Here is a 19,265-nt window from a genome sequence, read left to right as displayed (position 1 = left end):
CGCCATTCCGGGGACGTGGTGCATGGGCAACGCAGGCGACGAGGATTCCAAGCGCGGCCGCGCCGTTGCCCCGGCGGCCGCGAAGCAGGATTTGAGCGGGATCGGCGCCGCGTTTGCGCCGGCGATGATCGGTGCGTTGCTGTCGCGGATTTTCAACTGGTCGCGCAGCGGCGTCGGGCCGCGCCTCCTGGCCGCCGTGCTGCTGTTCTCCTCAATCGTCACGCTGATGCTGACCGCGCTTCAGCTCTATCTCGACTATGACCGCGAGGTCGGCGTCATCGAGACGCGGCTCGACGAGATCGGCCGGAGCACCACCGGCAGCCTCGGCGAAAGCCTGTGGAATCTCGACCAGAACCAGCTCAAGCTCCAGCTCGACGGCATCCTGCGGCTGCCCGACATCCGCGCCGCCGAGGTGCGCGAGATCGCTGATCGCCCCAATCCGGTCCGTGTCGCGGTCGGCGAGCCGAACACCCGTTCGATCGTCACGCGCGATTACCCGCTGAACTACTCCGTGCAGGGCGCCGCGCGCCCGATCGGCGTGCTCCATGTCGAGGCGACGCTGAGCGAGGTCTATCAGCAATTGCTGCACCGTGCCCTGATCATCCTGGCAAGCCAGGCGGCGAAGACGTTCCTCGTCTCGCTGTTCATCATCTACATGTTCCATCTCCTGGTGACGCGGCACCTTGTTGCCATCGCCGACTTCGTCAGCAAGTACAGCCTGGTGCGGCCGCCGCCGCCTTTGCACCTGGAGCGCCGGCCGCCCTACGATGCGGACGAACTGGACAAGGTGATCGACGCCTTCAACGCCATGTGCGCCAATCTCGAGCGGGCCTATGGCGAGCTGCGTGAGGCCAATACGAATCTCGAGCGCGACCTGAAAATCCGCCAGCGCGCCGAAGGCGACGCGCGCGCGAGCGAGCAGCGCTTCCGTGACTATGCCGAGACCGCGTCCGACTGGTTCTGGGAGACCGGGCCGGATCATCGGTTCACCTACATATCCGACCGCGCAGGGGCCTTCGGCATGGACCATAAGGCGCTGATCGGCAAGCGCCGCACCGATGCCGCCTTCGACCACGACGCCGAGCCGGAGAAATGGCGCGCGCACATGGCGGTGCTGGATCGCCACGAGCCGTTCCGGAAGTTCGAGTATCGCGGCCGCGATATGACCGGACGCGTGCGCCATTTCAGCGTCAACGGCCAGCCGGTATTCGCGGCCGACGGACGCTTCATGGGTTATCGCGGCTCCGCCACCGACCTCACCGAGCAGCACGAGACCGAGGAGCGGCTTCGCCAATCCCAGAAGATGGACGCGATCGGCCAGCTCACCGGCGGCGTCGCGCACGACTTCAACAACGTGCTCACCGTCATCACCGGCACCATCGAGATCATCCAGGAAGGGCTTGCGGACAGGCCCCAGTTCGCCGCGATCGCGCAGCTCATCGACGATGCGGCCGCGCGTGGCGCCGAGATCACCTCGCAGCTGCTGACCTTCGCGCGCCGCCAGCCGCTGGAGCCGCGCGAGATCGACGTCAACGCCCTCGTGGTCGAGACGGCGAAGCTGCTGAAGCCGATCCTGGGCGAGCATATCGAGATCGTGACCCGGCTCGCGGACGACGCCTGGTCCGCGATGGCGGATCCGTCGCAGCTCTCGTCCGCGATCGTCAATCTCGCCGTCAACGCGCGTGACGCGATGCCGGACGGCGGCAGGCTCACGCTCGAGACCGCGAACCGGGAGCTTGACGGCGTGCGCAGCGACGGCGACGTCATTCGCGGCGCCTTCGTGATGATTGCGGTGACCGACACCGGTCACGGCATCCCGGCCGACATCCGCGAGCGCGTGTTCGAGCCGTTCTTCACCACCAAGGGGGTCGGCCGCGGCACCGGGCTTGGGCTGAGCATGGTCTACGGCTTTGCCCGCCAGACCGGCGGCACCGTCGCGATCGAGAGCGAGGAGGGACAAGGCACGGTGATGCGGTTGTTCCTGCCGCGATCGGAGGGCGAGGCGGCAACCAGGACGGGATCGGCTCAGGCGCCCGCCGCGGCGCGCGGGCACGAGACGATACTCGTGGTCGAGGACGATCCGCTGGTGCAGGGCTATGTCATCGCCCAGCTCGGGAGCCTCGGCTATCGCACGCTCGTGGCCGGCGACGGCGCAGCCGCCCTCGCGCTGGTCGACCAGGGCGCCAGTTTCGACCTGCTGTTCACGGACATCATCATGCCCGGCGGCATGAACGGGCGGGAACTGGCCGAAGCCGTCCGGCTCCGGCGGCCGGGGGCGAGGGTGCTCTACACCTCCGGCTATACCGACAACACCATCGTCCACGAAGGACATCTCGATCCCGGCGTGGCGCTGCTTCAGAAGCCATACCGGAAGTCGGAGCTGTCGCAGAAGATCCGCGAGGTGCTTGCGGGCGAGCCGGCCGCCTGAGCGGCGCCCGCCCACGAAAAAGGCGCGGCGGGGAGGCCCCGTCGCGCCCGATTTTGTGCTCGCTGGTCCAGGGCTGAGAGCGCCCCGATGCCAAGCCTTGTTCAAAGCTTAGCGGGCGATCCCAGCGAGGTGACAGCGCTTGAGATAAGACACTGGATCACCTCCTTTCGTTGGTTTCGGGAGACTCCAATATAGGGCCAAATACCCGCGTCGTTAAGAGGTGGGGCGGGCGGCCGGGAACAAGCCCTTCGCGAAGCGGGAAAGACCGATCCGGGGCAGTTGAGGCCGCCGCGCGGCCGTGTTAGGGGAACGCGAGATGCGGGTGTAGCTCAATGGTAGAGCAGCAGCCTTCCAAGCTGAATACGAGGGTTCGATTCCCTTCACCCGCTCCAATGTTTTCAATGGCTTAGCGCGTCAAGAGTTTTCCATTCTGACAAGTCGCGCATTCTCATTCTGACAGACGTTCGCTTTCCTATCGCTTGTCTTGCGCGGCGCTTGACGCGTTTCGCTTGCGCGTCTTGCTTTGCTTCATCGTCGTCATGCACATCAGGCGCCATGGCCGCTGCGTGACGTGTGCATCGAGAGGTCAAGAAAGACCTATTGAACGCAAATGTCAGCAGTCCTTCCACGGCGCACCAGATGACTGGAGCGAGGAACAGCCGCCCCGGCGATGATCAAGAGATGATCAAGAGAAAGAGAGATGTGAGAGATCTCACACGGGAACTTCGAGTCTTGCACTAGTCAGAGCTTCGACTCTCTCAGAACCAACGGAGGTTCGCGTGAAGCTCCTGATGATCTCTGGCTTGGCCGTGTTCGCGGTTTTCGTGGCCGCGACGAATATGCTGCGATCGCATCCATTACCGGTAAGTCGCACATCGGTAGCAGGGATGCCGGTGCAAGAGATGCAAAGACAGGCGCAACAAGGCAAACTGCCGGTTGAAGATTTCGTAGATCGATCTCTTGTGTTTCCAAGGGGAACACAGGAGTAGACGCGTCTCAACCAATCGTGGCCGAGCTGGACGTCTTGGTCGGCTCGTATGTTCTCGAACGGCTATGCGCCAGCGGCTGGTCGGGTCGCGAGCGCAGCAATTGTCGCAGGCGCTGTCTCAAGGACCCATGAAAATCGGGTTGATCCCGATGGGATCGCCGAGCAGTCCCAGGGATTGAAGCTGCGCGCTGTGGATATCGATTTCAAGGACAGCCAAGAGCAGCGCTAACACGACGGCGATGTAGACGAGCAGTGCCGACGCATCCTGGCTGTCGGGATCGCGATTTCGCAGCGGCGACGCGCGAAAGTGCCACAACCGCGCGATGAGCTGCAGATAGGCTTTCGGGTGTACTTGCATGTCCGGCCTCGCTCTCTGAGGCGCCTTTTGCAAGACTGCGACCACGTCGATCGCCAATCAAGGCGCCGCTTGTCGCACCTGGAACCGAATATGAGCTACCCCCGTTGAGCTGGATCAAATGGGTGCGCTTTTGCCCAGAGGCCAGGCCAGTCGGCCACGGACACGCCACGGAAGATCTCCACAGAACGATCGCCGGCAAGAAGCGCGGGACGTCACGGGACGGCATTTGGCCATGGTGCAAAGGCCGGGCAAAATGGCACGGTGGGTGCTTTGCTGTGAGTGTCTCCGACGGCCAATGGATTTGACCTTGCGTCTCGCCACCGCCCTTCTGACGGCATCGCTGCTTCTTCCACTGCGGCCCGCGCAGGCGCAATTGGCGGGGCACGGCGGGCCTGTCCGCGCAATCGCCGTTTCGAGCGATGGCAAGACGGTTTTGTCGGGGAGCTTCGACACGGCAGCGATCCGATGGTCCCTGGCAACCGAGTCGGCCGAACAGGTCCTTCGCTTCCATTCGGGTGCGGTGAACGCGGCTGCCTTCCTCGGAGACGGACGAATGGCAACGGCTGGTGCGGACGGCCAGATTGCCATCTGGACGGCGGGCGGGCTGCAGCCAGACCAGGTTCTCGAAGGTCATACGGGACCCATTGTCGGACTCGTCGTCTCGCCCGATACATCGAAGCTCGCGTCGGCCTCGTGGGACCACACCGTGCGGATTTCATCCCTGTCCGATGGTGGGACGCGCGTGCTGCAAGGTCACTCGCAAAGCGTGAACGGTGTGGCCTTTGCCCCCGATGGAAAATCGCTGGTGAGCGTTGGCTACGATCTGACGGTGCGGATCTGGCCCTTGGCAGGCGGCAGCCCCGAGATCGTTGTGATGCCGGCGCCGCTGAATGCCGTCGCCATCTCGCCTGATGGCGAAATCGCCACCGGCGCGGCAGACGGGAAGCTGCGCATGATGACCGCCGATGGCAAGGAGAACGGCGAGGTCATGGCTGGCGCCAGGCCGATCGTGGCCCTGGCGATCTCGCAAGACGGGGCTTTGATCGCCACGGGGGCAATTGACGGCACCGTTGCGATCGTCGATCGCAAGGCGCGCAGCGTGATGCGCACGCTCGCCGGGCTCGGCGCGCCGGTCTGGTCGGTCGCGTTCCTGCCCGATGGTGCGACGCTCCTGACGGGCGGTGCTGACGGCAAGATCAGGCGCTGGAATGCACTGACCGGCGCGGCGATCGGGTCGAACGTGCTGGGCACGCCGGCGGATCCGCTCGCTGCCTATGTCGGCGATCACGGCGCCGAAATGTTCAGGGCCTGCGTTGCCTGCCATACATTGTCGGAGAATGAGGTACAGCGTGCCGGGCCGACGCTTGCGGGGCTCTTCGGCCGGAAGATTGCCTCGCTGCCGGGCTATCGCTTCACCGACGCGCTCAAGGCGATGGATATCGTCTGGACGCCGGAGACCGTGTCAAAACTGTTCGAGATCGGGCCAAACGCCTACACGCCCGGCACCAAGATGCCGGAGCAGCGGATCGGCTCCGCCGAGGATCGCCGCGCGCTCACGGACTTTCTGGCGCGTGCGACGTCGAAGTAGCCCGCAGCAACGCCTTGCGCGTCTTCAAGCGAAGGCGGCAAGGTCTTGACGTCAACGCCCTAATAGCCCGGCCATCGCTCCACGGGAATATTCGTCAGCTCCGGGTTCTCCTCGAGCATGCGAGCCACGTTGACGCTGGGACGTTCCTTGAGCGCCGTCACGACACACTGATTGACGTATGTCCGGCGTGACAGCCACTTGATCTTCTTGCCCTTTGCCTCGGCCTTGCAGGCGACGATCGCCTGCTTGAGCGCGACCTTTTCCGCCTTGGCGAGGGCGGCGGCCTCGACGGCTGTGCCAGCGAGCACCGTGATGACGAGGCATGTCCAAAAAATCATCATGAAACGAGGCATACGGCTAGTCCTTGTTCTCGCGTTGACGCAGATAGTCGTCCGTCGTCCGCGGTGGCGCGCGTTCCGGAACGTCCTGGATCGGATCGAACTGCTGTTCGCTCATGACAATGACGCGGCAATCGGCGCACATCCGCAAGGCCTCGGTCCGGCGGTCCCCGGTGGGATACATCCAATGGTGCCCCTCGAGCTTCGTCGCGATCCGATCGATCGTGCTCTTCACGCCGAAGGGTGTGCCGCAGCGGACACACAGCGCCGGTTCTTCTTCCTTGATCACTTGCGCCTGCGCACGCCTTGCCCGGAAGTCGATCTGCGGGGTGAGCGTGATGACCTTCTCAGGACAGGTGCTCTGGCACAGACCGCACTGCACGCAGGCGTCCTCCACGAATTTGAGGACGGGACGCTCGGGATCGGCGCGAAGCGCGCCGGTCGGGCAGGCCGAAACACAGGACAAGCATAGCGTGCAACCGCCGGTGTCAACGGTGATCGCACCGATCGGTGCGCCCTCGGGCAAGGCGATCACGTCGACCGGCGTGGGCGCGAGGCGATGCAATTCACTCAGGCCAAAGCGAAGCAGGTCGCCGCGCTTGCCGACCGTCCGGAAAGTCGCAGGATTGTCGAGGCCGGCGAGGGGACCAATCCCCGTCAGTTGGTCAGCTAGCGTGTCGGGATCGTCAGTTTCGATCGTGGCCACGCGTCGGCCCTCAAATCCGAGCCCGGCGAGAATGGTCTCGGCCATGACGATCGTCTGCAGCAATCCGGTCACGCCGTGTCGCGGCTTGGCGCGCAGGAGAAACCGCACGGCCGCCGCGCCATAAGCGAATGCGCCGATAACGGCCTCCAGGCCGACCTGCGTCAACTCGTTGACGGCGAGGGGCAGCACGTTGGCTGGCAATCCGTCGCCATGACGGGCGAGCGCATCGATCAGCGGCGTGCCGTGCGCGCCGTCATGCAGCAGCAGCACCGGATGCGTGCCGCCGGCTTCGCGATAGGCGAGCAACATGGTGCGAAGCATCTGCAACTGGGTGTCGGCGGGCGGCAGCGCGTAGGATGCAGCACCCGTGGGGCAGGCGGCCGCGCATTGCCCACAACCTGCGCAGACGTATGCGTTGACGGCGACATGGTCGCCGTCCGGCGTAATCGCGCCGGTCGGGCATAAGTCAAGGCAGCGATGGCATCCGGTCAGCTTCGAGCGCGAATGCGCGCAGAGGCTGGGCGTGAAGTCGACATATCTCGGCTTGTCGAAACTGCCGACGAGGTCGCGGGCGGCCAGCACAGCGCGCAGCACCGCCGCCGGATCTCTCGGATCGGCGCGGAGATAGCCGTCCCGCAGGTCGTGCGCCGGAAACAGCGGTGGCTCGCCGGAGAGGTCGAGCACCAGATCGCAGCGCGAGGTCGCCCCGTTGCGCGGGGCCTCGAACACGAAGCGGTCGCGCGAAGAGGGGCGCGGTTGCGCGTAGTCGTCGATCGTGAGCTCGAATGCGCCAAAATGTCCCCGCGCGTTGCGGATCTTGCCTTTTACGATCGGAAACACTGCCGCGGCAGGCGGCGTAACGTCTGCCGGCTGCATGAGCATGACCGTGACGTCGAGATGGTCTGCGAGCAGCCGCCCGGCTTCGATCGCGGCCTCGTCGCGGCCATAGATCAGGATGATGCCGTCACTCGACAATGTGACCAGCGGAAAGTCCGGTGCGGGAATTGCGGCTGCCGCAAGCAGCGCCGCCATCTTCGCGCCCGCATTCGCACCGTCGCGCGACCAGCCCGCCGTCTCGCGGATATTGACGAAGGTGATCCCGCCAGGGCGTTCGCCGATCTCATGGGTGAATTGCGCAGCCTGCTGCGTGCAGGCCACCGTCAGCGGGCCATCGGCCTTTGCCGCGTTGCGGAAATGATCGAGCTCCGCGCCGCAGAGATGGCGAAAGCTTCTGATCTCGCAATTGGGGCATCCACGCCGGATCGCGGCCGTGTCGAGGCGCATCGTGTCTTCACACGAACAGATCAGGACGGTCTTCGCTGGCTGCTCCAGGTGAATCCCTCCGTCAGTGCGGCGCCGACTTACGGACTCGCGCCGTTCCTGCACCTCGTATAGATTTTCACTATTGGGAAGAAAAGGAAAGTGGAGGACGGCCTTGCGGTCGACCCCGATCAACCACGTTTCCCTGGTAGAACCGATCCAGCTGCCGCCGCCCTTCACGCTCGTCCGGCTGCGGGAGAGCGGAGACGCCTTTGCCCACGCTTGCGGCATTGCACCCAAGTGCGGCGCCGGCACGCTGGTGTGCGTCGGGCGGTTCGATCTCGCCGAATTCGCCGTGGTGCTCGAGCCAGGCGAACCTTTGAGCACCGCGCGGCGCGCCTTCTACGCCGGCATGGTCGCGCTGACCGACGCTCTTCGCGCCTATGCCCCGCCCAACAAGACGGTTGCGATCGGCTGGCCCGGCTCCGTCGAGATCGACGGCGGGCTGGTCGGCGGGGGGCGGATGGGGTGGCCATCGTCCGCGCGCGAGAACGAGCCGCCCGCCTGGCTGGTGTTTGGCGCCATGATCCGGACGGTCGCAATGGCCGATCAGGGGCCCGGCGTTCATCCGCTCGCGTCCGCGCTGGATGAGGAGGGGTTCGGCGAAGCGGGCGCCGTGCAGGTGACCGAGAGTTTTGCGCGGCACCTGATGCGGGCGATCGATCGTTGGCAGGTCGATGGCTTTGACAGCGTCGCACGCGATTATCTCAGCCGGGTTCCCCGTGAGCGGCGAACCGTCCTCAGCATCGACGAGAGCGGCGATCTCCTCACGCGCCAGGTCGGTACCGGCAAGGTTGAGCGGAGCGAGCTCGTCAAGGCGCTCGCCAGGCCATCCTGGCTCGATCCGAAGCTCGGAGGGCCAAGGACGTGACTGTGAAACTGCTGCGCGCCATCGCGCTCGATCCCTCCGACACCTTCGTGTTCGACGCGGCGGCAGAGCCCGGCGAATGGGCCGTCTCCGGCGCGTTCCGCTTCTGCGACCAGGATCCGGCGACGTTGAGCGGCAAGGCGCGCGCGGCGTTCCGCAGCGGCTTCCTCGGGGTGCAATCCTGGGGCTGGTCGACGCTGGTGCAGATCGTGCCGGCAACGGAGAGCGATTGCCGGGCGCTGATCGAGCTCCTCGCCGGACAACTCATCGATCGTTTCGGCGCGCCGGATCCGGCAACCGCGCGGACGGCCGCCGAAGAGGAGGTCGCCTTCGTGCGGTCGCTCTGCACGCATCCGATCAGTTCGCTCATTGCCGTCCACCGCTCGGTGAGCGACGGCGAAGTCCGCGAGTCGTTCCGCAGGCTGCAGCTGCGGCAAGGGCAGGGGCACGGCAAGGCGTTCTCGTTCATGGAAGCCGAGGATGATGTCGAACCCGACAGCAATGTCAGGCTTGCCGATATGAGCCAGGAGCCGCAGCATCGATGAATGATTTCTGGATCGCATGCGGCCACCATCTGCTCGATCGCGAGGCGGGCGGCGGGCTTTGCGTCACCGACGAGTTCCTGAAGGTCTATTTCGTCCGGCCCGAGCTGATTCCACCGGACGAAGCATGCCCGGTCGAGCGGCGGCTGCACCGCGAGCTGCTTGCCGCTCCCCGCCGGGCGGTCAGCGCGGACGAGATCGCAGCGATTGTCGATGCGGATGCCCGGGAGAACTGGCGGTTCGTGCTTGCCGTTCGCGACCTCCTGGTGCGGCATCCGACCCTGGAGGCCGCCTATCTTGCAACCGTCCGGTCGGGGGGAAACGGATTGCCGCCGCTGTTCGTCAATCAACTCGTGCATGTCATCCTGCGCAATGCGCTGGATGGCTGCGATGACCCGTTCGTGCTGCGCGCCGCCGAGCTGTTCTTCCGCCCACAGCGCATCCTGCCGCATGAACGGGCCTTGCTGCTCGGCGATGAGGAGGTCGTCGGTGGGCAGAGCCCGACCCCGGTGCTCTCGCTGATGTCGATGCTCGGGGCCGTGACCGATGCCGAGCTGGACGTCTTGAACGAGGATAACGCCGACGACTATTGGCACCGAAGCGACCATTTCGACATGGCTTTCGATCTCACCGCGGGCGGGCGCGGGCCGAGGGCGCTGGCGCAGGCGATGGCGCGCTGGATCTCCCATCTGCTCGGGATCGACGTCGGCATTGAGCCGCTGCGCGAACTGCGTGATGCGCGGCTCACCTGGTATGTTGGGCTCGACGCCGATGCGACCAGGCTCGGCGACCGCCTCTGGCATGGCGAGCAACTCGACGACCGCAGCGCCGGCCGCGTGCTTTCATTGTTCCGCCTGACGTTTGCAGATGCGAGTGCGGTCGCAGACGAGATGCAGGGCGAGCCCGTCTATCTCATCCTGTCGATGAACTCCGATCAAAAGCTCCGGATGAAACCGCAGAATTTGCTGACGGGGCTGCCGATCAAGCACCTGGAGAGGGTAACATGAGCCCGGCTGCGCTGCCGCTTGTGCGCATCCCCGTCGGTATCGTGGTCGGGCGGTACAAGGCGGACTCGCCGTGGACCGACTTTGTCTGGCGCGCCGTCGCCGTGCTGCCGGACGAGCCGGACACAAAGTCCTGGACGGTGCTCCGTGACGAGGGCGGTGGGACGACGCTGTTCTATGCCGGCAGCACTATGGTCGATCTCTACATTTCCGAGACGGCGCGCTATCGCGACAATCTTGCTTCGGGTTGTCCGAGCATCTGGACAGTGTTGTCGCCTGCGGAAGGCACCTGGCCCTATTCGGTGGCTGCCGCCACCGCCGATCCTGCGGAAGGCGAGGCGTTCACCGGGGCCGCTGCGAATCTGGTCGAGGCCGTTCCCATGCCGGACGTGCTGCGTGAGCAGATTGAAAGCTTCGTTGCCGAGCACCACGTCGAACGGGAGTTCTTCAAACGGAAGCGGCGGCAGGCCGATCCGGAGGCGCTGGCGCGCCGGCAGCATGAAGGCGGACACGAATGAGTGAGGATAGGTTCCTGACGCGCTGGTCCCGTCGCAAGCAGCACGCAAAGGCGAACCCGACGCAATCGGATCCGGCAAAGCGCGACGACATGCAGTCGGCACTGCCGCCCGCCGCGAAGGATGACGAAGCGGAGTTCGACCCCTCGAGCCTGCCTTCGATCGACTTGATTACGTCGGCGACCGACATCAAGGCGTTCTTGCGCAAAGGGATTCCGCAGGAGCTGACGCGTGCGGCGCTTCGTCGCGCCTGGAGCGCTGATCCCGCCATTCGCGACTTCGTGGGGCTTGCCGAAAGCGCGTGGGACTTCAACGATCCGACCGCGATGCCGGGCTTTGGTCCGCTGGATTGTTCGGAAGCAGAACTGGCCGCGTTCGTGGACAGAATCGTCGGCGGCCTCAGCAAGTCAGCCGAGACGCTGTCCGAGACTCCGGTTGAAGTCACGGATTCTTCGCGGGAATTGCGCCAGGCCGAGAGATCGAATGTCGAGGTCGTCGCCGAAGAAGCTGCGCCCACCAAGCCCGCACCTGTTCCTGCTGCAGCGCAACTAACGGTCCCTGAAAGCACTGCAAGCGAACACCTGTCGCTTCCCCGTCGCCCGCATGGCGGCGCGCTGCCCCGCTAGGGCTCCCCGACGAAAGGCCATAGCCTCAGACTATGTGATGCGATTGACCCTCCGCTGGGCCGGGATTACGCTTCGTCTAGCGCTTTGTAGCAAAAGCAAAATCAGCACCCGGGACTTGGATGGGAGGTCCACGTGCGTGATGATGGCCTTGAGCGAGCCATTGACGCCGCCGGCGGCGTTGCTGGGCTTGCGCGCAAAATCGGCATTAGCCAACCCTCCGTTTCGAACTGGAACCAGGTGCCCGCGCAACGGGTGATTGCGGTCGAAGCGGCGACCGGCGTATCGCGCAAAGACTTGCGGCCTGATCTGTACGGCGAGCCGTTTGTGTCCAATGAGCTGATTGAACCCGTCGATGCGGCGCGTGCGCAGGAATATCTGCTGCTCGCGACGCTCTTGTCCGCAGCACCGTCAAGAAGGCTGCTCGATCAACTGGCCGCATTGACCGGTGATGCGACGCCACTCGGGCGCGCGCATGCTGGGCTGGCCGCGGCCGCCGCCAATGCAGTCGCAACGCAGGTCGAACGCGAATATTTCGATCTGTTCGTCGGTCTCGGCCGCGGCGAGCTCTTGCCCTATGCCTCCTACTATCTGACCGGATTCCTCAACGAACGGCCGCTGTCGCGCCTGCGCGCCGATCTCGCCGCGTCCGGGATCGAGCGCGCCGCGAATAATTCGGAGCCGGAAGATCACGCCGCCATCCTGTGCGAGATCATGGCAGGTTTCGCGGGAGGCCGCTTCCCTACGTCGTTCGAGGCGCAGCGCGCATTCTTTGTCAAACACGTCGAGCCCTGGATAGGGCGGCTGTTCGCCGACATCGAGGGCGCGGAGAGCGCCGTCTTCTATCGTGCGGTCGGCGCGCTCGGTCGCGCCTTTATCGAGATCGAGGCGGAGGCATTCACGTTCGCCAACTGACCTGCACCGGCGGGTCCAGGAGAGATGCGATGAGTGAAGACAGGAAAGCCACAGTCGGGCGTCGCGATTTCCTGCGCAAGGTCGGCGCCGGCACGTTGGGCGCCGGCGCGACGCTCGCGACACCGCTGGTCGGGTCCGCGCAGGCCGATAGCGAAACCAACGATGAGAAGCGCAAGGCGCGCTACAAGGAAACTGATCACGTCAAGGCTTTCTATCGCGTCAATCGTTATCCGGCCAAGGGAGGTTGACCGTGCTGATCAAGCGAGCAAACCAGCGTTCCCTGCGCCATGGTTCCGTTGCCGAGTCCCTTGCAGGGCAGGGCGGCGGTCTCGACCGCCGCAGCTTCTTGCGCAAATCCGGTCTCGCCGGTGGCGCGCTCGCCGTGCTCGGCACGCTGCCGGTCGGCGGCGTGCGCAAGGCGGAGGCGGCGATGGCCGGTCCGCTCACCGCGGGTGCGAGCGTCCGCAAGAGCGTCTGCACGCATTGCTCGGTTGGGTGCACGGTGACTGCCGAGGTCCTGAACGGGGTATGGATCGGCCAGGAACCGAGTTGGGATTCTCCGATCAATCGCGGCTCGCATTGTGCCAAGGGCGCATCCGTGCGCGAGCTCGTGCACAGCGAGCGACGGTTGCGCTATCCGATGAAGCTCGTCGGAGGGCAGTGGACCCGCGTGTCCTGGGATACCGCAATCAACGAGATCGGCGACAAGCTTCAAACCGTACGTGAGAAGTCAGGCCCCGATTCCGTCTATTGGCTTGGCTCGGCCAAGATGACCAATGAAGGCGCCTACCTGTTCCGCAAGCTTGGCGCATTCTGGGGAACCAACAATACCGATCATCAGGCCCGCATCTGCCATTCGACCACCGTCACCGGCGTCGCCAACACCTGGGGCTACGGCGCGATGACCAACAGCTTCAATGATATCCGCAATGCGAAGACGCAGGTCGTCCTGGGCGGCAATCCGGCAGAGGCGCATCCGGTCTCGCTGCAGCACCTGCTCGAGGGCAAGGAACTGCAAAAGGCCAACTTCGTCGTCATCGACCCGCGCCTGACGCGCACCGCCGCGCACGCGACGGAATATGTGCGGATGCGGCCGGGCACCGACATCCCCGTGCTTTACGGCATGATGTGGCACATCCTCCAGAACGGCTGGGAGGACAAGGAGTTCATCCGGCAGCGGGTCTACGGGTTCGACGACCTCCGCAAGGAGGTGGAAAAGTGGAATCCGGAAGAAGTTGAGCGCGTCACCGGCATTCCCGGCGAGCAGCTCAAGCGCGTCGCCAAGATGTTTGCCACCGAAAAGCCGGCCACGCTGATCTGGGCCATGGGCCAGACCCAGAAGACCGTCGGCACCGCCAACGTGCGTGCCAGTTGCATCCTGCTGCTGATGACCGGCAATGTCGGCGGCGCGGGCATGGGAGCCAACATCTTCCGTGGCCACGACAACGTCCAGGGCGCGACCGACGTCGGGCTCGATATCGTCACGCTGCCGTTCTACTACGGCCTCGCCGAGGGCGCCTGGAAGCACTGGTCGCGGGTTTGGGAGGTCGACTACGACTTCCTGAAGTCGCGGTTCGATTCCAAGCAGATCATGGAAACCCCCGGCATCCCGCTGACCCGCTGGTTCGAGGCGGTGACGCTGCCGAAGGATCAGGTCGCGCAGAAGGACAATGTGAAGGCGGTGTTCGTGCAGGGACACGCCTCCAACAGCATCACCCGTATCCCTGAATCCCTCAATGGCCTGAAGGCGCTGGAGCTGCTCGTCATCGCCGATCCGCATCCGACGACCTGGGCCTCGCTCGCAGTCGAGGCGGGACGCAAGGATGGTGTCTACATTCTCCCGGTCGCCACCCAATTTGAGTGCAAGGGCTCTCGCGTCGCCTCCAACCGCTCGCTGCAATGGGGCGAGCAGATTGTGAAGCCGGTGTTCGAGTCGAAGGATGATCTCGAAATCATCTACCTGCTGGCCAAGAAGTTCGGCTTCGCCGACCAGATGTTCAAGAAGATCAAGGTCGAGAACAATCTTCCTGAAGCAGAGGATGTACTTCGCGAGATGAACCGCGGCAGCTGGTCGACCGGCTATTGCGGGCAATCGCCCGAGCGCCTCAAGGCGCACATGAAGAACCAGGCGAAGTTCGACATGCTGACGATGCGGGCGCCGAAGGACGATCCCGAGGTCGGCGGCGACTACTACGGCCTGCCCTGGCCATGCTGGGGATCACCGGAGGTCAAGCATCCCGGAACGCCGCTGCTCTACAATACCAATCTGCACGTGATGGATGGCGGCGGCACGTTCCGGCCGCGGTTCGGCATCGAGCGCGAGGAGAAGCTGCCGGACGGCACGACGCGTAAGGTGAGCCTGCTCGCGGACGGCTCGTACTCGCTGGGGTCGGCCATCCAGGACGGCTATCCGGAATTCACGCTCGCGAGCCTGAAGAAGCTCGGCTGGGACACCGAGCTCACCGAAGCGGAAATGGCCGTGATCAACAAGGTCAACCCCGCCACTCCGGACGCGGTGTCGTGGTCGCTCGACCTGTCGGGCGGCATCCAGCGCGTCGCGCTGGCGCATGGCTGCGTTCCCTATGGCAACGGCAAGGCGCGCATGAATGCCTTCGGCTTGCCCGATCCCATCCCAGTTCACCGCGAGCCGATCTACACGCCGCGCGTCGATCTCGTCGCCAAATACCCGACGCTGCCCGACGCCAAGCAGTTCCGGATGCCCAATATCGGCTTCTCCGTGCAGAAGGCTGCGGTGGAGAAGGGAATTGCAAAACAATTCCCGCTCATCCTGTCGTCTGGCCGCCTGGTCGAATATGAGGGCGGCGGCGAGGAGACCCGGACCAACCCGTGGCTCGCCGAATTGCAGCAGGACATGTTCATCGAGATCAATCCTGCCGACGCCGCCGAGCGCGGCGTCAAGGACGGCGGCTGGGTCTGGGTCACGGGTGCCGAGAACAATTCCCGGGCGAGGATGAAGGCGCTCGTCACCGAGCGTGTCGGCAAGGGCGTTGCCTGGATGCCCTTCCACTTCGGTGGCTGGCTTGCCGGCAAGGATCTCCGCGGCAACTACCCGAAGGGCACCGACCCGATCGTGCTCGGCGAAAGCGCCAACACGATCACGACCTACGGATACGATCCCGCGACGAACATGCAGGAAACCAAGGTCACTCTCTGCCAGATCGCGGCGGCATAAGGAGCAACGACGATGGCACGTATGAAGTTTCTCTGCGACGCCGACCGTTGCATCGAGTGCAACGCCTGCGTCACGGCCTGCAAGAACGAGCACGAGGTTCCCTGGGGCATCAACCGCCGCAGGGTCGTCACCATCGCCGATGGCAAGCCGGGCGAACGATCGGTCTCGATGGCTTGCATGCACTGCACGGATGCGCCGTGCGCGGCAGTGTGCCCGGTGAACTGTTTCTATACCACCGCCGATGGCGTGGTCCTGCACTCCAAGGATCTCTGCATCGGCTGCGGCTACTGCTTCTACGCCTGTCCGTTTGGCGCGCCGCAATATCCGAAGGTCGGCAATTTCGGCTCGCGCGGAAAAATGGACAAATGTACCTATTGCGCCGGCGGACCCGAGGCCGATGGCAGCAAGGAGGAATACGAGAAATACGGTGCGAACCGCCTGGCCGAGGGCAAGCTGCCGCTGTGTGCCGAGATGTGCTCGACCAAGTCGCTGCTCGCCGGCGACGGCGAGATCATCGCCCAGATCTATAAGGAGCGCGTGCTGAAGCGCGGCTACGGCTCAGGAGCGTGGGGCTGGAAGACCGCCTATCGCGAGACGATCGAGTCCTGAAGCAGGCCGCGGGCGACGCGGCACAGATGCCGGGGAGAAGTCTATGTCCTCATTTGCAAGGTTCATTCGACCAACCATCGGCGCGTGGGCGTTGCTTCTGTTGATCATGGCAGCTCCGGCACCGTCGCTGGCCCAGCAGATCAATCCGACGGCGAGCTCGGTCAACGAGCGCCAGTTGCTTCAGGAGATGGATCGGATCCAGGGACGCGTCAGCATCCCCGACCAGCGCTCCAGCGTGCTGATACAACCTGCTGGCCGTGAGTGGCGTGAATTCCGCAACGTTGTGCTGCGGTGGATCGGCGGCGTTGCTGTGCTCGGCATGCTGGCGGTGCTGGTGATCTTCTATTTGACACGCGGCATGATCCGCCTCGAAAGCGGACGATCCGGCCGCACCATCGTACGGTTCAACACCTTTGAGCGCTTCGTGCACTGGATGACCGCGACCTGCTTCGTTATCCTGGCGATCTCGGGGCTGAACATCACGTTCGGGCGGCCGCTGCTGCTTCCGCTGATCGGATTTGACGCCTTCTCCGATTGGTCGCAATGGGCGAAATTCGCGCACAACTACCTGAGCTTTCCCTTCACGATTGGCGTCGTGCTGATCTTTCTGATGTGGATCGGCGGCAATATCCCCAACAAGGTGGATCTGGAGTGGATCAAGCGCGGCGGCGGCCTGATCGGTCACGATCATCCGCCGGCTCGCCGCTTCAACGCGGGGCAAAAGGGGATCTACTGGATTGTTGTGATCGGCGGTGGTCTCGTCGCCGCGACCGGGTATCAGCTCATGTTCCCATTCTACGTGTCGGGAATCGAGGGCATGCAGATTGCCCAGATCGTTCACTCCGTCGTGGCCGTGCTGTTTATCGCCGCGATGCTCGCTCACATCTACATCGGCACAATCGGGATGGAGGGGGCTTTCGAGGCGATGGGATCAGGTGAGGTGGATGTCAACTGGGCGCGCGAGCACCATAGCCTGTGGCTCGACCAGGAGTTGGCACGGAGCGGACCGAACGATTCTCAGCCGCGGCCTCGCCCTGCTGCGTCGGCAGCCGAATAGAGCTGACGGAGCATTGCTTAGAGACGCACGCCTGTCGTCGCAAAGGCCTCTGCGACGGGTTGCTGTATGCTGTCGAGAACGGCAACTCCAGCCGCCGCGATTACGATCGTCGCAACACAGGCAAGGATGAAAGCCTTCATCGCGATCCCTCCTCGCGAGTATTATACAGGACGTCTGGCCGCGAATAAACGCTGTGGTTGGGCAGGTTCGCCTTGTTCACCTGTAGAACCCAAAACGCTCGCGGCGACTTGATACTAGATGTTGGATTCGAAACCGGTGTTTCGTGTCTCCGCGGCTCGTTCAAGATCCCACGCCCGCTGCAGGCGCTCGGCGCTTGTCGACTTCAATATGCCGGCCCAAGCGTTGCCGAGTGCCTTGATGCCGTCGTGCAGACTGGCAGCGTTTCCGACCGACCAATCAGGCAAGCCCATGGGAACGCTTATCGACCAGGACCAGCTGTCTCCGGACCGATGTACGTTGCCGATCACATGCCCCTCGTAGATGACGACGTAGTGGTCCTTGACGTCCGGCCACCGAAGCTTGGCATTGAGGGAAATAGATTGTTTCATGAACAATGCTTGTGTGTAGGGCGAGTGGGCAAATCACTTCGAATGCAATGCTCTGAACGCGCTTGCGATCGACGCGTCCGGTCAACAATTTCCAAAAGAGGCCCACGCACCAGGCGAATGGCCTCGTGATATCGTGGCTGGCCGCTTGCCGAGGAGGGGAATGCCGGGACGACCGAAGTTTCCAAGCTTGATCCCGACCTGCCAGTTTGACACTATGCCGACATATTCGGAGAAAGTCATGTACAAGTCATGTTTTGTTGCGATCGCAACCGCCGTCTGCTTGTACGCATCGCCCGTCAGCGCTCAGGGGCCGTACCCCTTCGGTGATGAACCGTATCGGCTGAACTGGTATCCCGATCCCGAGATCGCGGCTGGCTGCTGGAAATGGAATTGGCAGCAATACCAGTGGGACAACTATTGTCCGGTCTACGTCCGTCCCAAGGCTTACATGTACCCGCGAGCGCGGGCGGTGGCCGTTCGCGCGAAGGGCTAACGGGCGAGGCCGATGCACGGCGCCTTGCGGAGGCGCCGCTCGGTCCTATCGATCAGTAGTTCTCGATCGTGCAGGCGATCTGGCTGTGCTTGCCGAAATTGAGCAAGGCATTGCCGCGGAAGCCGTCGACCCAGACGCCGGGACCGGCATAGCGGTATCCGACTCCCATCGGGACCAGGCGCACATGCACGCCGCCGGAGTGGCTCGTATGCAGCGATGCGGTCACAACCTCACCGGCAATGGACACCGCGATCGGGCACAGGGGGTATTGCCTGCCGTTCTCGCAGGTGAAGACGAGTTCCGAGCAGCTGCCGATCGCGCTCGGTGAAGCCCGCAGGGCCATGTCGGCGGCGGTGGCTGCGCCGGGATTGGCGGCCAAGCCGCCTCCGATGAGAATGGCTGCAGTGAGACTCTTGGCTATCAAATTGCGCATCGTTGCCCCCCAATGGATTCTTAAAATCACCGGCTAACAGAGCAAAAATCCCTAACAGCGTCAAACCGCAATGAATGGCAACACGGCCGGCGGCTTGATCAGCATCGTGAAGAGGTCGCGCGCCTAGATCTTCTGCTGCGCTCCGGGGCCGGCAACGTTGATCGTGATCTTCTGAATTTCCGTCCGACCGCCGGCATATTTGACCTCGATGGTCAGAACGTCGTCGCCGATGAAGTCGGGCTGCGACCTGTAGAACGCGACATAGGCGGGCACCTCCAGCGCAAGGCATGACTTGTAGTTGGTGGCTTTCACCTTCGCCGACTTGACCGTCACCTTCCCGGATGCGGGCGCATTGACCAGGCGGATCGTCGGCAGGGGACCCGACGTGCAATCGGGTAGTACGTTGATGAAGACGCCGACCCGCGTGTCCTTATTGGGGGCGGATTTGACCGTTCGCTCGACGGGAGACAATGCGTCCTCGGCCAAGGCTGGTGCGACGAACCCAGACAACATTGCGATGCCTGCGGACAATAATACCCTCATTGGTGCTCTCCCGCTTACCGGGTTTTCCCGGTCAGTTCGCTGCAAGATGCTCAATCTAAATGCCTTTTCGGCGCCCGGTGTCCCAATTAGCCAATTTACCACGGCGCACCAAAAACCCCTCGTTAACTAGTTGATTTCGTTGACCCCCGCCTCGGTTAACAATAGCTTAATAGCG

The 19,265-nt window shown here is 63.8% G+C and carries 21 protein-coding genes and 1 tRNA gene; 15 read left to right on the top strand and 7 right to left on the bottom strand.

Features of this window, described 5'->3' with window-relative positions:
• The first annotated feature begins 22 nt into the window (after window positions 1–22).
• The 3 genes from AAFG50_RS26455 to AAFG50_RS26445 all read left to right on the top strand — a co-directional run bounded on the left by AAFG50_RS26455 (window position 23) and on the right by AAFG50_RS26445 (window position 3,417).
• Window positions 23–2,428: an ATP-binding protein gene (locus tag AAFG50_RS26455; RefSeq protein WP_028176005.1), complete on the top strand. Its 2,406-nt coding sequence runs from the start codon at window positions 23–25 to the stop codon at window positions 2,426–2,428.
• 318 nt (window positions 2,429–2,746) lie between these two features.
• Window positions 2,747–2,820, top strand: a tRNA-Gly gene (locus AAFG50_RS26450).
• A 387-nt stretch (window positions 2,821–3,207) separates the two neighbouring features.
• Entirely contained in the window at window positions 3,208–3,417 is a 210-nt protein-coding gene (locus AAFG50_RS26445) for a hypothetical protein (protein WP_011088234.1), read from the top strand.
• A gap of 117 nt (window positions 3,418–3,534) precedes the next feature.
• On the opposite strand, the gene AAFG50_RS26440 is transcribed toward AAFG50_RS26445, so the two are convergent.
• The gene (locus tag AAFG50_RS26440; RefSeq protein WP_028176006.1) at window positions 3,535–3,774 is read right to left on the bottom strand and encodes a hypothetical protein; all 240 of its coding nucleotides are present in this window, start codon (window positions 3,772–3,774) and stop codon (window positions 3,535–3,537) included.
• Window positions 3,775–4,069: 295 nt separating this feature from the next.
• Here AAFG50_RS26440 and AAFG50_RS26435 point away from each other — a divergent pair, with 295 nt between their 5' ends.
• The gene (locus tag AAFG50_RS26435; protein WP_028176007.1) at window positions 4,070–5,362 is read left to right on the top strand and encodes a c-type cytochrome; all 1,293 of its coding nucleotides are present in this window, start codon (window positions 4,070–4,072) and stop codon (window positions 5,360–5,362) included.
• A gap of 59 nt (window positions 5,363–5,421) precedes the next feature.
• On the opposite strand, the gene AAFG50_RS26430 is transcribed toward AAFG50_RS26435, so the two are convergent.
• Both AAFG50_RS26430 and AAFG50_RS26425 read right to left on the bottom strand, forming a co-directional pair.
• Window positions 5,422–5,703, bottom strand: coding sequence for a hypothetical protein (locus tag AAFG50_RS26430; RefSeq protein ID WP_342714011.1), 282 nt, complete (start codon window positions 5,701–5,703; stop codon window positions 5,422–5,424).
• 16 nt (window positions 5,704–5,719) lie between these two features.
• Window positions 5,720–7,690 (bottom strand): 4Fe-4S binding protein, encoded by a 1,971-nt coding sequence (locus tag AAFG50_RS26425; protein WP_028176009.1) that lies wholly within the window; start codon window positions 7,688–7,690, stop codon window positions 5,720–5,722.
• Window positions 7,691–7,841: 151 nt separating this feature from the next.
• On the opposite strand from AAFG50_RS26425, the gene AAFG50_RS26420 reads away from it, so the two are divergent.
• From AAFG50_RS26420 to AAFG50_RS26375, 10 genes are all read left to right on the top strand, one after another.
• Window positions 7,842–8,597: a biotin/lipoate--protein ligase family protein gene (locus tag AAFG50_RS26420; protein ID WP_231166513.1), complete on the top strand. Its 756-nt coding sequence runs from the start codon at window positions 7,842–7,844 to the stop codon at window positions 8,595–8,597.
• Window positions 8,598–8,599: 2 nt separating this feature from the next.
• Complete coding sequence (locus AAFG50_RS26415; RefSeq protein WP_028176011.1) at window positions 8,600–9,139, top strand: DUF6505 family protein; 540 nt, start codon at window positions 8,600–8,602, stop codon at window positions 9,137–9,139.
• Window positions 9,136–10,143 carry a DUF6352 family protein gene (locus tag AAFG50_RS26410; RefSeq protein ID WP_028176012.1) on the top strand — a complete coding sequence of 336 codons (1,008 nt, stop codon included), beginning with the start codon at window positions 9,136–9,138 and terminating at the stop codon, window positions 10,141–10,143. Before AAFG50_RS26415 ends, AAFG50_RS26410 begins: the two co-directional genes overlap by 4 nt.
• Entirely contained in the window at window positions 10,140–10,658 is a 519-nt protein-coding gene (locus tag AAFG50_RS26405; protein WP_028176013.1) for a DUF3305 domain-containing protein, read from the top strand. Before AAFG50_RS26410 ends, AAFG50_RS26405 begins: the two co-directional genes overlap by 4 nt.
• Window positions 10,655–11,281 (top strand): DUF3306 domain-containing protein, encoded by a 627-nt coding sequence (locus AAFG50_RS26400; RefSeq protein ID WP_011088229.1) that lies wholly within the window; start codon window positions 10,655–10,657, stop codon window positions 11,279–11,281. Before AAFG50_RS26405 ends, AAFG50_RS26400 begins: the two co-directional genes overlap by 4 nt.
• 132 nt (window positions 11,282–11,413) lie before the next feature.
• The gene (locus AAFG50_RS26395; RefSeq protein ID WP_011088228.1) at window positions 11,414–12,193 is read left to right on the top strand and encodes a molecular chaperone TorD family protein; all 780 of its coding nucleotides are present in this window, start codon (window positions 11,414–11,416) and stop codon (window positions 12,191–12,193) included.
• Window positions 12,194–12,222: 29 nt separating this feature from the next.
• Entirely contained in the window at window positions 12,223–12,441 is a 219-nt protein-coding gene (locus AAFG50_RS26390; protein WP_011088227.1) for a twin-arginine translocation signal domain-containing protein, read from the top strand.
• A gap of 2 nt (window positions 12,442–12,443) precedes the next feature.
• Window positions 12,444–15,386, top strand: a complete 2,943-nt coding sequence (locus AAFG50_RS26385) for a formate dehydrogenase subunit alpha (RefSeq protein ID WP_028176014.1) — start codon at window positions 12,444–12,446, stop codon at window positions 15,384–15,386.
• Between the two features lie 12 nt (window positions 15,387–15,398).
• A complete protein-coding gene (fdh3B, locus tag AAFG50_RS26380; RefSeq protein WP_011088224.1) occupies window positions 15,399–15,995 on the top strand; it encodes a formate dehydrogenase FDH3 subunit beta in 597 nt (198 codons plus the stop codon).
• A gap of 43 nt (window positions 15,996–16,038) precedes the next feature.
• Window positions 16,039–17,052 carry a formate dehydrogenase subunit gamma gene (locus AAFG50_RS26375; protein ID WP_028176015.1) on the top strand — a complete coding sequence of 338 codons (1,014 nt, stop codon included), beginning with the start codon at window positions 16,039–16,041 and terminating at the stop codon, window positions 17,050–17,052.
• Window positions 17,053–17,069: 17 nt separating this feature from the next.
• Here the strand turns inward: AAFG50_RS26375 and AAFG50_RS26370 are convergent, their stop codons facing one another.
• On the bottom strand, window positions 17,070–17,192 hold the full coding sequence (locus AAFG50_RS26370) for a hypothetical protein (protein ID WP_256380430.1): 123 nt from the start codon (window positions 17,190–17,192) through the stop codon (window positions 17,070–17,072).
• A gap of 114 nt (window positions 17,193–17,306) precedes the next feature.
• Window positions 17,307–17,621 carry a hypothetical protein gene (locus AAFG50_RS26365; protein ID WP_028176016.1) on the bottom strand — a complete coding sequence of 105 codons (315 nt, stop codon included), beginning with the start codon at window positions 17,619–17,621 and terminating at the stop codon, window positions 17,307–17,309.
• A gap of 238 nt (window positions 17,622–17,859) precedes the next feature.
• On the opposite strand from AAFG50_RS26365, the gene AAFG50_RS26360 reads away from it, so the two are divergent.
• Window positions 17,860–18,114 carry a hypothetical protein gene (locus AAFG50_RS26360; RefSeq protein WP_028176017.1) on the top strand — a complete coding sequence of 85 codons (255 nt, stop codon included), beginning with the start codon at window positions 17,860–17,862 and terminating at the stop codon, window positions 18,112–18,114.
• Between the two features lie 52 nt (window positions 18,115–18,166).
• On the opposite strand, the gene AAFG50_RS26355 is transcribed toward AAFG50_RS26360, so the two are convergent.
• Both AAFG50_RS26355 and AAFG50_RS26350 read right to left on the bottom strand, forming a co-directional pair.
• Complete coding sequence (locus AAFG50_RS26355; RefSeq protein WP_028176018.1) at window positions 18,167–18,547, bottom strand: hypothetical protein; 381 nt, start codon at window positions 18,545–18,547, stop codon at window positions 18,167–18,169.
• A gap of 123 nt (window positions 18,548–18,670) precedes the next feature.
• Complete coding sequence (locus tag AAFG50_RS26350; RefSeq protein ID WP_028176019.1) at window positions 18,671–19,090, bottom strand: hypothetical protein; 420 nt, start codon at window positions 19,088–19,090, stop codon at window positions 18,671–18,673.
• Window positions 19,091–19,265: the final 175 nt, after the last annotated feature.

The organism is Bradyrhizobium sp. B039 (assembly GCF_038965675.1).
Lineage (GTDB): Bacteria > Pseudomonadota > Alphaproteobacteria > Rhizobiales > Xanthobacteraceae > Bradyrhizobium > Bradyrhizobium diazoefficiens.
The sequence above is the reverse complement of the archived record's forward strand: the minus strand, read 5'-3'. Positions and strand labels throughout refer to the sequence as shown.

Coding starts and splice junctions, on each gene's coding strand:
- AAFG50_RS26455 (WP_028176005.1), top strand. CDS start 23: ATGGGCAACGCAGGCGACGAGGATTCCAAGCGCGGCCGCGCCGTTGCC.
- AAFG50_RS26365 (WP_028176016.1), bottom strand. CDS start 17,621: ATGAAACAATCTATTTCCCTCAATGCCAAGCTTCGGTGGCCGGACGTC.
- AAFG50_RS26440 (WP_028176006.1), bottom strand. CDS start 3,774: ATGCAAGTACACCCGAAAGCCTATCTGCAGCTCATCGCGCGGTTGTGG.
- AAFG50_RS26405 (WP_028176013.1), top strand. CDS start 10,140: ATGAGCCCGGCTGCGCTGCCGCTTGTGCGCATCCCCGTCGGTATCGTG.
- AAFG50_RS26390 (WP_011088227.1), top strand. CDS start 12,223: ATGAGTGAAGACAGGAAAGCCACAGTCGGGCGTCGCGATTTCCTGCGC.
- AAFG50_RS26370 (WP_256380430.1), bottom strand. CDS start 17,192: ATGAAGGCTTTCATCCTTGCCTGTGTTGCGACGATCGTAATCGCGGCG.
- AAFG50_RS26375 (WP_028176015.1), top strand. CDS start 16,039: ATGTCCTCATTTGCAAGGTTCATTCGACCAACCATCGGCGCGTGGGCG.
- AAFG50_RS26430 (WP_342714011.1), bottom strand. CDS start 5,703: ATGATGATTTTTTGGACATGCCTCGTCATCACGGTGCTCGCTGGCACA.
- AAFG50_RS26355 (WP_028176018.1), bottom strand. CDS start 18,547: ATGCGCAATTTGATAGCCAAGAGTCTCACTGCAGCCATTCTCATCGGA.
- AAFG50_RS26410 (WP_028176012.1), top strand. CDS start 9,136: ATGAATGATTTCTGGATCGCATGCGGCCACCATCTGCTCGATCGCGAG.
- AAFG50_RS26360 (WP_028176017.1), top strand. CDS start 17,860: ATGTACAAGTCATGTTTTGTTGCGATCGCAACCGCCGTCTGCTTGTAC.
- AAFG50_RS26435 (WP_028176007.1), top strand. CDS start 4,070: ATGGATTTGACCTTGCGTCTCGCCACCGCCCTTCTGACGGCATCGCTG.
- fdh3B (WP_011088224.1), top strand. CDS start 15,399: ATGGCACGTATGAAGTTTCTCTGCGACGCCGACCGTTGCATCGAGTGC.
- AAFG50_RS26400 (WP_011088229.1), top strand. CDS start 10,655: ATGAGTGAGGATAGGTTCCTGACGCGCTGGTCCCGTCGCAAGCAGCAC.
- AAFG50_RS26425 (WP_028176009.1), bottom strand. CDS start 7,690: ATGCGCCTCGACACGGCCGCGATCCGGCGTGGATGCCCCAATTGCGAG.
- AAFG50_RS26350 (WP_028176019.1), bottom strand. CDS start 19,090: ATGAGGGTATTATTGTCCGCAGGCATCGCAATGTTGTCTGGGTTCGTC.